The following is a 14,200-nucleotide window of genomic DNA, read 5'->3' on the forward strand; positions in this document are numbered from 1 at the left end:
AAATCCTTTTGCATGTTCGATGGGGAAGCGTAATTTAGAAATCGTAGTTGAGGTTCATTGAGCTGTAGATTTCGGCGTTACTTTGGTCTGATGCGACAGTGGTGTTGTAGATGTATTCGGTATCAAAAGTCAGAGCTAAATTGCCCATCAATATGTTCTTTAGATAGCCTTTGAGGTTGTAATTGGTGTTCTCTTCACCGTAAGCCATGTTAGCCGTTGCCCCCATAGAAAACGTTTCTGTGATCGTCAGAGAGCCATCAACACTGGCATTCACGATCAGTTCATAGTTCTCTTTGTTCGGGAACTCTTCATCGGAGGATTGCCGTTGACTGATTCGGTAACCCGGACCAGCAGAGCCTTGAAGTTTGATTCTTTCAGTATCATAAAAGTGGCGACCCAATCCTGTAGCCGTTATAAATTGCTTACGATAAGTACCAAAGTGGTCGTGTTCAAAACGTGTTGTTGCGACCAAATAGGTGACTTCGTTCAAGTCATAGCTGATGCCATAGTTGGTGGTATAGCGATTGGTGCCGTCTTCATCGTTTTCAGCATCGGTATAGTAGGTATCAAACTGAACTCGTTGGCCCCAGTTCTCTTTTTTGTATCCAACAGAGATTCCAGAGTTGATCGACAAAGATGAGCTGGTGTTTTGTGAGTAGATAAACCCGAGTTTGGTCAGGGTTGTAAAAGGGGATTCTTGAGCTTCTTCTTGTAAGTCAGAACCTTCGCTTAATACGACGTCGCCCTCGAGTTCTACTTCTTCAACTTCTTCGGCAAATACGGGCATAGAGATAGCGATTAGAACTAAAGGTAGCTTTATTAAGGATCGTGTGTATGAAACTGTGTTGGTTAATGGGCGCGTTGTTTGTGAGATAGCGTGTGTCGACATAATGGTTTGGTATATAAGGTGATTGAACACGATGAACGCAAGGTTAGTCGTGAAGAGTCGTCAATGATTGAATCGAAAATGCGAGTGAGTTACGACGCAATAGGCAAAGGCGAAAAGATCGTTTTTATCGCTGAGAACCCATTACCTCGATGAGGATTAAAATCTTCAATGTGGACAAAGAATTCAAGTGTCTCAGAGGGTTTATCGTCTTCGATTAATAAGAACTCGAGTAGTCCTTGTTCTACATGGCATGAAACGATGGTTTCGCTCGATTGATCTGCTGAAATCTGTTCAACGTTGACCAAGACGCTCGTCTCGGGTAAGACATTGAAAGCATCTTGCGCACATTTAAGAATACAGCTGCACACGTACTCACGATATAAGGTATTGCTTTCAGAAAGAGACATCGTTTCAAGCTTTACTTCGCCTTGGCACAATACCTTTTTTTCTTTAGGGATCACGTTGTGCTTATTAACCTGAATGTTGATTTCTAACAGGTGGCCATTCTTATAGGTATTGAAGTTATGGTTAATCAGTTTGGTGTCGACCACCGCTACGTTCATCAGGTTTTGCTGAGCTTTAGAAAGGGCAGACAACTTTGCTTGGCTATCGTTATTCAAAACGCCTTTCGATAACTGATTGCTTTTTACCCAGTAGCTGTAGTTCTGAACCCAATGTACAAATTCCGTTTTATATTGCTCTATGTCTTTTTCTGCTGCTCGCTCGACATTGCTTGTGAGGGTGTGAAACTTAGACTTGTTACCCAACAGAATATCTAGCCAGTATGGTTTGTATTCATCAAGCGCTTCTATGGCTTTGACTTTATGATCGAAGCGAACCGTTGGCATTGCAGGCGCAGGTTCCATGGCAATCGACTCCCAATTTACTTTTGGTGTCGGAATGGTATGGACGGATTGGATTAAGTGGAGGTGCTGATTGAATAAGCTTACTTCACTAACCGCGTTCTCAAGTTGTTTGGTATTCATCTACATTCCTGTCGACGGTTGTTCTTGTCATTTGGCGCCTAGTTTATGGTCAAAGCGCGAGAACAGTATTTAAATGAATGTGAATGAACTTTCGTGAGATTACTTGATATTGATTTAGGAATATTTGGGGGGAGAAAGTTGGGTTCATTATTGAGCTAACAGCACAGAAACACAGAGAACAAGGCGCTCTCTGTGTTGGTCATCTACTGTTATAGAAACTTGCTGATGAGTATTATCTCTGGCGTCTTGCGACCAAAGTAAATCTGTAATCGTTAGATGTGAAGTAGTTACGGCTGTACTCGAACACCGTGTTATTGGCGAGGTAACCTCGAGTACGTTTTTCAATGATAGGCTGAGTTGGGTCAATCCCTAACTGTTTAGCAACGTCTTCAGGCGGAAGAATCGGCACCAGTTCTTGCTCACTTCTATCAATCACCATGCCTTTGGTGTTCTCAATAAAGTCGTACTTTGATGTCTGCATCACTTGATAGGTGAGATCTGGGAATAGGGCAACAGGTAACCAAGTTTCTTCAACCGTGATTGGATTGTTGTCTATGAAGCGAACACGCTTTACGTAGAAAACTAATTCGCCTTCTTTAATATCTAGATGTTCAGACATCGCCAAAGAACAGGGCTTCATTTCAAAGGCTAGAACATCACTGTGTGTAACCACATCCAAATGCGCCCACTTTTTTTGAAAGCTCGACTGTTTGTAAATGTCGTAATTGATTTTGTTCTCTTTGACATAAGTGCCGCTGCCTTGAACGCTTTCGAGTTCATCATTTTCGATCAGGAGCTTGAGCGCTTGTCTAACCGTTACACGGCTTACAGAAAAAACTTCACGCAGTTGCGCTTCTGTTGGGAGTGCTTCTCCAACCTTATACTCACCAGAACTGATCTTTTCTCTTATTGCATCTGCGATTTGGCGATACATCGGGAGTCTTGCCATTTTTGCCTCGTTTGTGCGCTAGAACAACTAGACTTTGATTAACAACCTGTACCTTAAATACGTAAATTTGCTCTATATAAGCCTTGTTTTACAGGTTAGTGTGAGCGTCGTATCGGCGTTTTGTAGTACATATAATACAAATTAAACGATACATAACAAGCTTTCTTAAAGGATTTACCAATACGATTTAAATACAAATTAAATACAAATATGTATTGGTGAGATCGTGATCACGGATTAAATGTCTTGAAGTTGTATTATCACTATCGTCGGCAGGGACGACTGTCGTACTAATCCGTGACTATGGGACAAAGGTTATGAAACTTACTACTCTAACGAATAAGTCGCTCGTAAATCTGCAAACTACGTTTAGCAGTCGAGAAGAAGCGATTTACGCACTTGCTGACCAACTGGATCAGCAAGGCAAACTGCATAACAAGCAAGAGTACCTTGATGCAGTATTTGCTCGTGAAGAGCAAGGCCCGACAGCGCTTGGCGAAGGCTTAGCAGTACCGCATGGCAAGGCTGACGCGGTTAAAGAAGCTGGCTTCGCTGTAGCAACGCTTAAAGAAGACATGAAATGGAAAGGCTTGGATGAAGACGAAGATGTAAATCTTATCTTCCTAATTGCGATTCCAAATGCAGAAGCGGGTTCTACCCACATGCATCTGCTTACTGCATTGACAACTACATTGGTTGATGACGATGTTCGCGAAGCTGTATTAAAAGCGACAACCGCTGAAGAAATCTTTGCGCTTCTTGATGGCGACAATCAACAAGAAGAAAAACAAGACAAATTAGATACAAATGAGCCGACAATTGTATGTGTTACTGCTTGCCCAGCAGGCATTGCTCACACCTATATGGCGGCTGAGTACCTAGAAAAAGCGGGAAAAAAGCTTGGCTACAAGGTTCATGTTGAAAAGCAGGGCGCAAACGGTATTGAAGATCGCTTAACTGCGGAACAACTTAACAATGCTGTGGCGTGTGTTTTTGCTGCTGAAGTTGCGATTAAAGAATCTGAGCGCTTTAACGGCATTCCTCGAGTTGAAACACCAGTTGCAGAACCGATTAAACACGGTGAGCGCATTCTTAATGAAGCGATTGAAGAGTCGAAAAAAGGTAATGGTGCAGAACGCACAGTGGCTACTGACAACAAGCCTAAAAAGTTGCCACTGAAAACTGAGCTTAAACAAGCACTGCTTTCTGGTATTTCTTACGCAGTTCCTCTGATCGTTGCTGGTGGTACTGTTCTTGCGGTTGCTGTTCTTATCGCACAAATTTTTGACCTGCAAGATCTTTACGCAACAAAAGATTCTTGGCTATGGATGTATCGCAAACTAGGTGGCGGCCTACTGGGTACATTGATGGTGCCAGTACTGGCGGCTTACACAGCTTATTCACTAGCAGACAAGCCCGCACTTGGCCCTGGTTTTGCCGCAGGTATTGCAGCAAACATCATTGGCTCTGGTTTCCTAGGCGGTGTTGTTGGTGGTTTGATTGCTGGTTATGTGATGCGTTGGGTAAAAGAGCATGTTCGCTTAGGTCCTGCGTTTAACGGATTCCTTACTTTCTACCTTTACCCTGTGATTGGTACTTTGGTAGCGGGTAGCTTGATGCTATTTGTTATCGGTAAACCGGTAGCGTTCCTAAACCAAGGTCTAACGGATTGGTTGAACGGTATGTCAGGCACCAATGCGCTGTTATTGGGTGCGATTCTTGGTCTGTTTGTGTCATTCGATTTAGGTGGTCCGGTAAACAAAGCCGCTTACGCATTCTGTTTAGGTGCGATGGCGAACGGTGTTTATGGCCCTTACGCAATCTTTGGTTCAGTAAAAATGGTATCGGCGTTCACTGTAACGGCTTCAACCATGATTGCTCCACGCCTATTCAAAGACTTTGAGATTGAAACCGGTAAATCGACATGGCTACTTGGCCTTGCGGGTATTACCGAAGGTGCAATCCCAATGGCGATTGAAGATCCAATCCGTGTAATCGGCTCATTCTTACTAGGATCAGTGGTTACAGGTGCGATGGTTGGCGCGGCAGGTATTGGTCTATCGACTCCGGGTGCAGGTATCTTCTCTATCTTCTTGTTACACGATTCAGGTTTGGGCGCATTCTCTGCTGCTGCAATCTGGTTCGGTGCTGCGATTGTCGGCACAGTGATTTCAACTGTTACTCTTCTGATGTGGCGTGGTCACGCTGTAAAAAAGGGTAAGTTTGAAGCAAGTACTGCAACACAGAACTAACTGAATTTTGAGCTAGCTTCTAGCTCGCAATTAAAACACCGTATAAAAAATAACGAACAACTTGGCTGTCCTAAATGCCTGTGCTCCTAACGGTTTTATTCACACAGATTCTGGGCGTGGTTTTCTGCACCCTAAATTTAGTGGCAGCCAATTTTAACCCCTTGAAAAACTTTAATTTAGTCGTATTTGGGTTCGAACTTTAGTTTTACTCGAAGCGACACATTTAGGTAAATGATTATGACTACATCACGCGTACACATTACTCCTCACATGCACTGGGATCGTGAATGGTATTTCACAACAGAAGAGTCTCGTATTCTTCTTGTGAACAACATGGAAGAAATCATGAACCGTCTGGAGAGCGATCCAGAATACAAATATTACGTTCTAGATGGTCAAACCGCCGTTCTAGAAGATTACTTTGCTATCAAACCAGAAAACACAGAGCGTGTAAAAGCATTGGTTGAAGCGGGAAAGTTAATTATTGGCCCTTGGTATTCTCAAACCGACACAATGCAAGTTTCTGGTGAGTCAATTGTACGTAACATGATGTATGGCATTCGTGACTGCATGAAGTTTGGCGATGCAATGAAGATTGGTTACCTACCAGATTCATTCAGCATGAGCTCACAGCTGCCAATGATCTACAACGGCTTCGACATCACGCGTGCAATGTTCTGGCGTGGTTGTTCAGAGCGTCATGGCACCAACAAAACAGAATTCTTATGGCAGTCTAATGACGGCAGTGAAGTGGTGGCACAAGTGCTTCCGCTAGGTTACGCGATTGGTAAATACCTTCCACAAGACGAAGAAGGCTTGCGTGCTCGTTTAGATAAGTACTTCCCAGTGCTAGAAAAGCCATCGGTGACTAAAGATATCTTGCTACCGAACGGCCACGATCAAATGCCGATTCAAAAAGATATCTTTGAAGTAATGGACAAGCTTCGCGAAATCTACCCAGATCGCGAGTTCTCAATGAGTCGCTTTGAAGAAGTATTCGAGAAAGTAGAAGCAGCGCGCGACCAACTCGACACAATCAAAGGCGAATTCAACGACGGTAAATACATGCGTGTTCACCGCACGATTTCGTCAACACGTATGGACATCAAACTGATCCATGCGGAAATCGAAAACAAGATTGTAAACATCCTAGAACCTCTAGCGTCTATCGCTTGGACATTAGGTTTCGAATATCACCACGGTTTGATTGAGAAAATGTGGAAAGAGAGCATGAAGAACCATGCTCATGACTCTATTGGTTGCTGTTGTTCAGACAAGGTACACGCTGAAATCCTAAACCGTTACATCCTTGCGGACGACATGGCGACAAACCTAATCCACTTCTACAAACGTAAAATCGTTGACCATATGCCGGATCGCGAAGGTTGCGACAAACTGGCGATGTTTAACCTTTCTCCGTATGAGCGTGAAGAAGTGGTGAACACAACCATCACTATCCGTGCTCAAGAATTTTCTATCTTTGATGAAAACGAAAACCCAGTTGAATACTTCATCCAAGACAAGCGCCAAATCGACCCAGGTAAAGTAGACCGTCAAATCGTTCACTACGGCAACTACGACCCTTTCATGGAGTTTGATATTCAAATCAAACGCACTGTGCCAGCGATGGGTTTCACCACGTTACACATCCAAGGTAATGAGAAGGGCGCAGTTAAAGTCGCAGAGCAGAAAGACTACTTGCTAGAGAACGAATACTACCGAATTAATGTAAACGACAACGGTACTCTGACTATTTTCGATAAAGAGACAGAGCAAGTATTCGACCAAGCACTTCGTTTAGAAGATGGTTCTGATGACGGCGATGAGTACGATTACTCTCCATCTCGTCAAGAGTGGCTGTTGTACTCTGATGAATTCCCGGTAGAAACATCAATTGACCACCAAGGTTTCCAATCGGTAGCAAACATCGCTTTCCGCATGAACGTGCCAGCAAACCTTACAGAGCGTGAAGAACGCACGGGTCAAAATGGATTCGTTGAAGCGCAATGCCAAGTGGTATTGAAGCAAGGTTCTCGCCGCATCGAAGTTCGTATGGAATTGGACAACCAAGCCGACGACCACCGTGTACGTGTATTAGTACCTACGCCATTTATTTCTGAAACTGTGGTAGCAGATAACCAGTTCGGTTGTATTACTCGACCAACCAATGACCCTGCAATGGCGGTTTGGGAAGAAGAGAAGTGGAAAGAAGCACCGGTTCCTGTGTATCAGTTAATGAACTTTGCTGCGCTAGAAAACGGCAAAGCGGGTATGGCTATTATGTCGAATGGTCTGCGTGAATTTGAAGTGATTGCATCTAAAGGTGACGAAAATAGAGATACCTTCGCACTGACACTATTCCGTGGTATTGGCGTGTTGGGTAAAGAAGAGCTATTGCTTCGTCCGGGGCGTCCTTCTGGTATCAAGATCCCGACCCCAGATTCACAAGTGCGCGGCAAGTTAGTGTGTGAATTCACACTGTGTGGCTTCTCGGGTAACCACATTGACGCGAACATCATGGCGCAAGCACGTGACAATGTCACTCAAATCGAATGCTACAACAAGATCCCTTACAACGCGATGAAGCTGAATGTGGGCGAACAAAACCTACCAATGAGCTTCAGCTTGCTATCGAAGCAACAAGCGGGTGCGGTATTAAGTGTGCTTAAGAAAGCTGAAGACGAAGATGCGTTGATCATGCGTGTCTACAACCCAGCAGAAAGTGGTTCAGTATCGGACTCAATCTCTTTCACTCAAGCGGTTTCAAGCTGGAAAGAGACAAGTATGGACGAGCGCGTTCGTGAAGGTGATGTAGCAATTGAAACCTTTGGTGACTTGTCTTTTGGCGAATTATCTTTTGGTGAATTGGCATCTTGCCAAGCGAAAACATTCCAAATCAAATTCTAATTTCAATGACCCGCTCACCTTAGTGGGCGGGAATGGTGAACGACAATGAAAATTGTAATTGCCCCCGATTCATTTAAAGAATCACTCGACGCCCATCAAGTAGCGTCTTGTATTGAGCGCGGATTTGCTGACGTTTTCCCTCACGCAGAGTTTGTGAAAATGCCACTCGCCGATGGTGGAGAAGGCACCGTAGATGTGTTGTTAGCGGCGCTCAATGGCAAGAAGCAGCAGTTGCTAACGACGGATCCAATCGGACGGGATTGCTCGGCTTACTGGGCATCTTTAGAACAGACAGTTGATGGCGACAACGTAAAAACTGCTTTGGTGGAATTTGCTCAAGCATCGGGTTTAGACCGATTAACAGTAGAAGAAAGAGCACCGCTAATCGCATCTTCGTTTGGTACCGGGTTATTGATCAAAGATGCATTAGATCAAGGTGTTGAACAAATCATCATTGGTCTGGGCGGCAGCGCAACTAATGACGCGGGTGCTGGCATCTTACAAGCGTTGGGAGGCAAGTTATTCGACAAAAAAGGCAACGAGCTATCTGGTGGCGGCGCCGAGTTAAGCCAGTTAGCAAGCATCGATCTTGATGGACTGCACCCTAGATGCAAAGAAGTGACGTTCGTGGTCGCATGTGATGTGAATAATCCACTGTGTGGCGAAAGCGGAGCAAGTGCCGTGTTTGGTCCACAAAAAGGGGCTTCACAAGCTCAAGTTGAACAACTTGATACTGCGATCGATCACTTTGCCGATATCGCTCAAACACATACAGGTACTAATCACCGCGACACCGCTGGTTTTGGTGCGGCTGGCGGTACACCTTTGGGGTTAAGTCTGGCATTCAATATCCAAATTAAAGCGGGTATTGAGATGGTACTAGATGCTTTGGATGCAGATAAGGTTCTTGAAGGTGCTTCACTGGTCTTGACCGGAGAGGGACAGATGGACAACCAAACCCTGCAAGGTAAAACACCTTTTGGTATAGCTCAGCGCGCTCAAAAACTGAATATTCCAACCATTGGTATTGCAGGCTCTTTGGGTAAAGAGGTTGAAAAGCTTTACGGCTCAATGTCTAGCTTGTTTGGAACCGTACGTTCTCCTCAGTCTTTGTCTCAAGTGCTTGGTGAATCGGAACAAAACCTGATTCGTACCTCTCGAAACGTCGCAGCGACTCTGCAATTAGGCCAACAAATTTTATCTACTCCAACGCCCATGCAAAGTAAAGGCGATCAGTTAGCAATAAAAGACAACAGTGAGAATTACTATGCAAACTAATCTATTCAAGCTTGATAACGTTATTCAAAACTATGTTTGGGGCAGCCAAGTGGCGATGAATGATCTGTTTGGTATCGAAAATCCAAACAACGAGCCACAAGCTGAAATTTGGATGGGTGCTCACCCAAATGGTTGCTCAAAAATTGCTGAGAATGGCGAATTGCTTTCTGATTTGATCAAGAAAGATCCTATCTCAGTATTGGGTGATTACACCGTTCAGCGCTTTGGTAATCTTCCTTACTTGTTCAAAGTTTTGGCAGCTGATAAAGCACTGTCGGTACAGGTTCACCCTCGTAGAGATAAAGCACAGATTGGCTTCTCAAAAGAGAATGACTTAGGTATTGAATTAGGTGCTTCGAACCGAAACTACCGCGACGACAACCATAAGCCAGAGTTGGTTTACGCGCTGACTTTCTACAAAGCGATGAACGGATTCAGACCTGTTGCAGAAATTATTTCTTTATTTGAACAGGCGAACATTGTAACGCTTAACGAAGATCTAGACGCGCTTAAAGCTCTCCCAACATCCCAAGGTTTGAAACAGTTCTTTACTGTGGTGATGAGCCTTTCTGGAGAAAAGAAAACAACCGCGTTAAACGAGCTAAAAATCGCAATGGAACAACGTCCACGCACAGCAAAAGCACGTGAAGCCTTTGATCTGATTAAGAGCTTCGTTGACGAATATTCAGATGACATCGGCTTGTTCTCACCATTGATTCTTAACGTGATCGAGTTAGAGCCGGGTGAGGCGATGTTCTTGCATGCTGAGACGCCACACGCGTATGTACAAGGCACTGGCTTAGAGATCATGGCGAACTCAGATAACGTACTTCGCGCGGGTTTAACACCTAAGCACATGGATGTGGTTGAGCTGATTGATAACACCAAATTTGAGTCTATCAATCATGAAGACTTACGTTTGGCGCCGACTAAAATGGACGGTAAGTTAGGTTACGCAATCCCAGTCGACGACTTTGGTTTTGAAGTACTTGAGTGTGTTGAAGGAGAAAGCCGTTCGCAGTTTGTTCGAAGTGCAGAAATCTTATTCTGCATGACAGGTGAAGTATCAATTATGTGCGGAGAGAAAGCCGTGAAATTGAAAGCCGGTGAGTCTGCGTTCGTTTGCCACAGCGCAACCAGTTACCAATATCAAGGGAGCGGCACATTGGCTCGTGCGTTTAATTAGTCCCCCCGACATTAGCGCATTAATGTAACGCTTTATTGGTAAATCTCAGAGTTTATGTTCTCTGATTTGCCCATAGGTTCTCTGACCTATGGGCTTTTTTGTTGCTAGTTAAAATCGAGTAATGATTTTAGCTTAGGGGTGGTACGCAGCTACTTTGAAAAGCCTACTTTTACCCAGATCATACGGTGGTCAGATGAAACATCTTTACCGTTACCATAATCACCAATTCGTGAGTCATTGAATAACTGACGTCCTTCTTCATATGAAGCTGACCAATAAACACCAGATTCAATAATACTTAATGTGGCTGATGGAAGAGCGTAATCAACCGCAAGTCCAAATGTTGAAGTGATACGGTTTGGTTGTGGGTGAGATGACGATTTATCCACGGCATGTTCAGCTGCACCATAACTGGTCGGGTATAAATGACCATTGGTGACTTCTTGATTAACCAGTGCATCGTTGTGCAAGTCTTGCATTACAGAACTAATACCGTCTCCATCTACTGGGTCGAGGTTTTGATCACCCATCATGACAAAGTGCTTGCCTTGTTCTAGGCCACCCGTTTTTCCAGAATCATCATAGATGAACGATTTATTTTGAATGTATTGGTGCCAGAAGTCGACTTCTGCTGCGTTTTGCTCAATGTTCTTACCCACATCAAAAGCCGGAGGAGTAGGGTGAGACATCAGCAAGTGAACGGTTTCTGTCCCGTTTTTAGTTGGAATTAGGATCGGTGCATCAACGTGGTTTTTTGATGATAGACGAACTTCTTCCCACTCAGCAGTTGTGTACCACTCTTCGCCACAACCCATACCGACAGGGAACTTACTAGGATCATCACACACTGTGATTGTTGGGATGGTTGAACCTTCAAGATCTTTCCATTTAAATTCTTGAAATGTACGAGTATTTGCCGTGTCGATTTCGTATTTAGACATCAAAGCAAACGCGTATTGACCATGGTAGAAACCGAAACCCCACGCATCTCCGGGTAGTGTCCCAGGAGTACCATCATTGTCTAAATCAAAGCCAAATTCGTTCAATAAGCCGGTGTTGGTTGAGTAGCTTTCAAAGTATGGGTATGAGATTGGCTCTAGGTTAGCATCGCCGCCTGCACCTTCAATACTTTGAGCGACAGAAAGGTAGTTTTTCTGGAAGCCTTCTAGCGCCGATTTGTCGGTGCCAGTACCGTCATTGTTAAACTCAGCCATCATAAGTACGTCAGGACGATTCTTTTGAATCACGGCTGCTACATTACGGATCTGAATCACTTTGGCCGCTGTCTCTTTGTCTGCAGCACCAATCGTGTTATCCAAATAATCGGATACTAGCGTTGCCTGAACACTTGGTTCGATTTGCATTTCTGTTACAAGAGCTTCAAAGGTTGTTCGGTCAAAAGACAGGTTGTAAGTTGCGATTTTGACTTCTTCAGGTTGAACATAATCAGTGTCGCTGCTGCAACCAATTAAAAGAGCTGAAGAAATGGCGAAAGCGATAGATGTTTTTAACAATTTCATAAAATGGATCCGCTAATTGCATGAAAGAATTGTGGGATGCAAATGTTATGGAATGAATATCGTTCTGTAAGTGATAGTCGTCACAATGAAAGTTGATGATCGACATGGTGTTACATTGAAAGTGTGATATTTGGAACTAACCTTTGTTATTTTAGTAAAGACAAAAATTTCATATATTTAATTAGAAGCGTAAATTAAAAAGCCCTCATAGTAATATGAGGGCTCTTGAGTTAGAACTAAACAACGTTGTTATAGGGGTGTTAAGCGTATTGTTTTACTAAGCATATTGCTCCACTGTCATTGCCCAATTTCTCTTTTGTTGTTCAAAATTCATTTTGATCTGCTGGTATCGAACTTTAAGTACTGAATGCTCGTACTTTTTCACGACGTCTTCACGTTTGCTTTCAAGTAGCTGCTTTTTAACTTCATAGTACTCATTCATATTTGATACAAGTGCATCGAACTCTTCCTGAAGCTTGTCTGCTATTTGTTGCTTGTCGGCACGGTGCATGATCTTTTGCTGCGTGCGTTTCAATAGCATTGATGCTTCCGCTTTTTCAATACGAGCTTGAGGCGTTTTCTTAAGTTTACTTGCTAGACCCATCAATGAAGCGCTTTTAATCAACCATTTAGTGGGATCGTATTGCCACCAGTAAATGCCGTTACGGTAGTCGTTTTCAAAGATATGATGGAAGTTATGGTAGCCTTCTCCAAAAGTAAGAACCGCTAACACACCGTTATCACGTGCTGTATTTTTATCTGTGAAAGGTTGGCTACCCCAGATATGAGCAAGTGAGTTAATAAAGAAGGTTGTGTGATGGTTAAGCACTAAGCGTACCGCACCCACGATTAACAACATGCCAATCACATCGCCGTAAATCACACCTAATGCGATAGGGACTCCAAAGTTCATGAGAAGAGCAAGTAACACGTAGTGCTTATGTTGCCACATCACGATTTTATCTTTTTTAAGGTCACGACAGTTTTCGTAATCGGTGTACATCGCAGTGTTGTAGTTACGAATCATCCAACCGATGTGTGAGTACCAAAAACCGCGCTTGGCTGAATAAGGGTCTTTGTCGTTATTGTCGACATGTTTGTGGTGCACACGGTGATCAGAAGACCAATGCAGTGCGCTATTTTGGAGAGCAAATGCACCACCCAAGGCAAATAGAAACCTGAGGCTTGAATGCGCTTCAAACGCTTTATGTGACCAGAGGCGGTGGTAACCTGTAGTGATTGACAGATTGCAGAAAGTAAAACAGATCGCTAGCCATATCCAGTGCTCCATACCATAGCCAAAAAAGTAGCCATAAATGGGAGCTGCGACAACAGCAAGCAGCATACTAAAAGAGAATACAAAAATATTGAGCCAGATTAATGGCGGCTTTTTTGTTGATGATTTGTCGGCACTATTCATTAGCAAATTTCCATTGGGCTTACATCTGTACGCTAGAATATCAGCGTACACGTGTAAGTCAATATTGAAAGTGTAAACGTGTATTAGTATGTTTTGCTTAAATATTGTATAAAGGTAGTATGAAATGTAGTAGCAAGTCAGAAATGGAAGTACTAAGGGCTAATAAATGGAAATTAAGGTAGCTGAATATAAAGATTATGAGCGGATTGCCCAATTACATGCGGATAGCTGGAAGCTATATTACCGTGGGATTCTCGCTGATGATTACTTGGAAAATGATGTTTTGGAGGACAGATCTGTTATTTGGCAGACTCGTTTGATTAATCCTCCTTTTAACCAACATGTATTATTGCTTGAAGAGGGTGGTTTACTGGTTGGTTTTGTCTGTGCGTTTGGCAATCACAACTTTGAGCGTGGTACGTTCATTGATGCTTTACATGTGGATAATGCCTATCGTGGCCGTGGTGTAGGCAAGCGCTTGTTGTCTGAACTATCTAAGTGGTTGCAACAATATTATTCGGATTCGGGACTTTATCTAGAAGTGATGTCTGAAAATCACCAAGCTATTGCTTTTTATCAAGCGATTGGTGGAAAAGAAGAACTGGAACAGGTTTGGAATGCACCATGTGGAAGTCAAGTGACCGAGAAAGTAATCTCTTGGGAATCTCCCGTAGAACTTGAGCAGAAGACAGCGAGTGCTGTGTATTCTTAGTCGCTTCTCGTTGTGAAATTGTTCCTTACTAAATAATAAAGTTCAACCAAAGCTCCTTTAAAGCTTAAGAATAAAAATAAAAGCCCCGAGCATTAGATTGT

The 14,200-nt window shown here is 43.4% G+C and carries 10 protein-coding genes; 5 read left to right on the plus strand and 5 right to left on the minus strand.

The features are described 5' to 3' along the window. Positions 1-34 precede the first annotated feature (34 nt). From SJY39_RS18175 to SJY39_RS18185, 3 genes are all read right to left on the minus strand, one after another. A complete protein-coding gene (locus tag SJY39_RS18175; protein ID WP_016793381.1) occupies positions 35-787 on the minus strand; it encodes a YdiY family protein in 753 nt (250 codons plus the stop codon). Positions 788-978: 191 nt separating this feature from the next. Then, positions 979-1,875 carry a hypothetical protein gene (locus tag SJY39_RS18180; protein ID WP_016768100.1) on the minus strand — a complete coding sequence of 299 codons (897 nt, stop codon included), beginning with the start codon at positions 1,873-1,875 and terminating at the stop codon, positions 979-981. A 232-nt stretch (positions 1,876-2,107) separates the two neighbouring features. Further along, positions 2,108-2,824: a GntR family transcriptional regulator gene (locus SJY39_RS18185; RefSeq protein WP_372275175.1), complete on the minus strand. Its 717-nt coding sequence runs from the start codon at positions 2,822-2,824 to the stop codon at positions 2,108-2,110. Positions 2,825-3,141: 317 nt separating this feature from the next. Between SJY39_RS18185 and mngA the strand changes: the two genes are divergently transcribed. From mngA to manA, 4 genes are all read left to right on the plus strand, one after another. After that, positions 3,142-5,076 (plus strand): PTS 2-O-a-mannosyl-D-glycerate transporter subunit IIABC, encoded by a 1,935-nt coding sequence (mngA, locus tag SJY39_RS18190; RefSeq protein ID WP_372275173.1) that lies wholly within the window; start codon positions 3,142-3,144, stop codon positions 5,074-5,076. A 237-nt stretch (positions 5,077-5,313) separates the two neighbouring features. Next, positions 5,314-7,983: a mannosylglycerate hydrolase gene (gene mngB / locus SJY39_RS18195; protein WP_010430019.1), complete on the plus strand. Its 2,670-nt coding sequence runs from the start codon at positions 5,314-5,316 to the stop codon at positions 7,981-7,983. Positions 7,984-8,028: 45 nt separating this feature from the next. Beyond that, positions 8,029-9,261, plus strand: coding sequence for a glycerate kinase (locus tag SJY39_RS18200; RefSeq protein ID WP_010430017.1), 1,233 nt, complete (start codon positions 8,029-8,031; stop codon positions 9,259-9,261). Beyond that, entirely contained in the window at positions 9,251-10,447 is a 1,197-nt protein-coding gene (gene manA / locus SJY39_RS18205; RefSeq protein ID WP_010430016.1) for a mannose-6-phosphate isomerase, class I, read from the plus strand. The genes SJY39_RS18200 and manA overlap by 11 nt, the downstream gene beginning before the upstream one ends. Before the next feature lie 149 nt (positions 10,448-10,596). On the opposite strand, the gene SJY39_RS18210 is transcribed toward manA, so the two are convergent. Together SJY39_RS18210 and SJY39_RS18215 are read right to left on the minus strand one after the other, a co-directional pair. Beyond that, positions 10,597-11,967, minus strand: a complete 1,371-nt coding sequence (locus SJY39_RS18210) for an endonuclease/exonuclease/phosphatase family protein (protein WP_016793379.1) — start codon at positions 11,965-11,967, stop codon at positions 10,597-10,599. A gap of 277 nt (positions 11,968-12,244) precedes the next feature. Beyond that, entirely contained in the window at positions 12,245-13,387 is a 1,143-nt protein-coding gene (locus SJY39_RS18215) for a fatty acid desaturase (protein WP_010430014.1), read from the minus strand. 166 nt (positions 13,388-13,553) lie between these two features. On the opposite strand from SJY39_RS18215, the gene SJY39_RS18220 reads away from it, so the two are divergent. Continuing rightward, on the plus strand, positions 13,554-14,099 hold the full coding sequence (locus SJY39_RS18220; protein WP_010430012.1) for a GNAT family N-acetyltransferase: 546 nt from the start codon (positions 13,554-13,556) through the stop codon (positions 14,097-14,099). Positions 14,100-14,200 lie beyond the last annotated feature (101 nt).

Origin of the sequence: Vibrio sp. R78045, from assembly GCF_042466085.1 — a bacterium.
Taxonomy (GTDB): domain Bacteria; phylum Pseudomonadota; class Gammaproteobacteria; order Enterobacterales; family Vibrionaceae; genus Vibrio; species Vibrio cyclitrophicus.

Bases quoted from the DNA above. Each gene is read 5' to 3' on its own strand.
- manA (WP_010430016.1), top strand. From the start codon at position 9,251: ATGCAAACTAATCTATTCAAGCTTGATAACGTTATTCAAAACTATGTT.
- SJY39_RS18210 (WP_016793379.1), bottom strand. From the start codon at position 11,967: ATGAAATTGTTAAAAACATCTATCGCTTTCGCCATTTCTTCAGCTCTT.
- SJY39_RS18200 (WP_010430017.1), top strand. From the start codon at position 8,029: ATGAAAATTGTAATTGCCCCCGATTCATTTAAAGAATCACTCGACGCC.
- mngB (WP_010430019.1), top strand. From the start codon at position 5,314: ATGACTACATCACGCGTACACATTACTCCTCACATGCACTGGGATCGT.
- mngA (WP_372275173.1), top strand. From the start codon at position 3,142: ATGAAACTTACTACTCTAACGAATAAGTCGCTCGTAAATCTGCAAACT.
- SJY39_RS18185 (WP_372275175.1), bottom strand. From the start codon at position 2,824: ATGGCAAGACTCCCGATGTATCGCCAAATCGCAGATGCAATAAGAGAA.
- SJY39_RS18215 (WP_010430014.1), bottom strand. From the start codon at position 13,387: ATGAATAGTGCCGACAAATCATCAACAAAAAAGCCGCCATTAATCTGG.
- SJY39_RS18220 (WP_010430012.1), top strand. From the start codon at position 13,554: ATGGAAATTAAGGTAGCTGAATATAAAGATTATGAGCGGATTGCCCAA.
- SJY39_RS18180 (WP_016768100.1), bottom strand. From the start codon at position 1,875: ATGAATACCAAACAACTTGAGAACGCGGTTAGTGAAGTAAGCTTATTC.
- SJY39_RS18175 (WP_016793381.1), bottom strand. From the start codon at position 787: ATGCCCGTATTTGCCGAAGAAGTTGAAGAAGTAGAACTCGAGGGCGAC.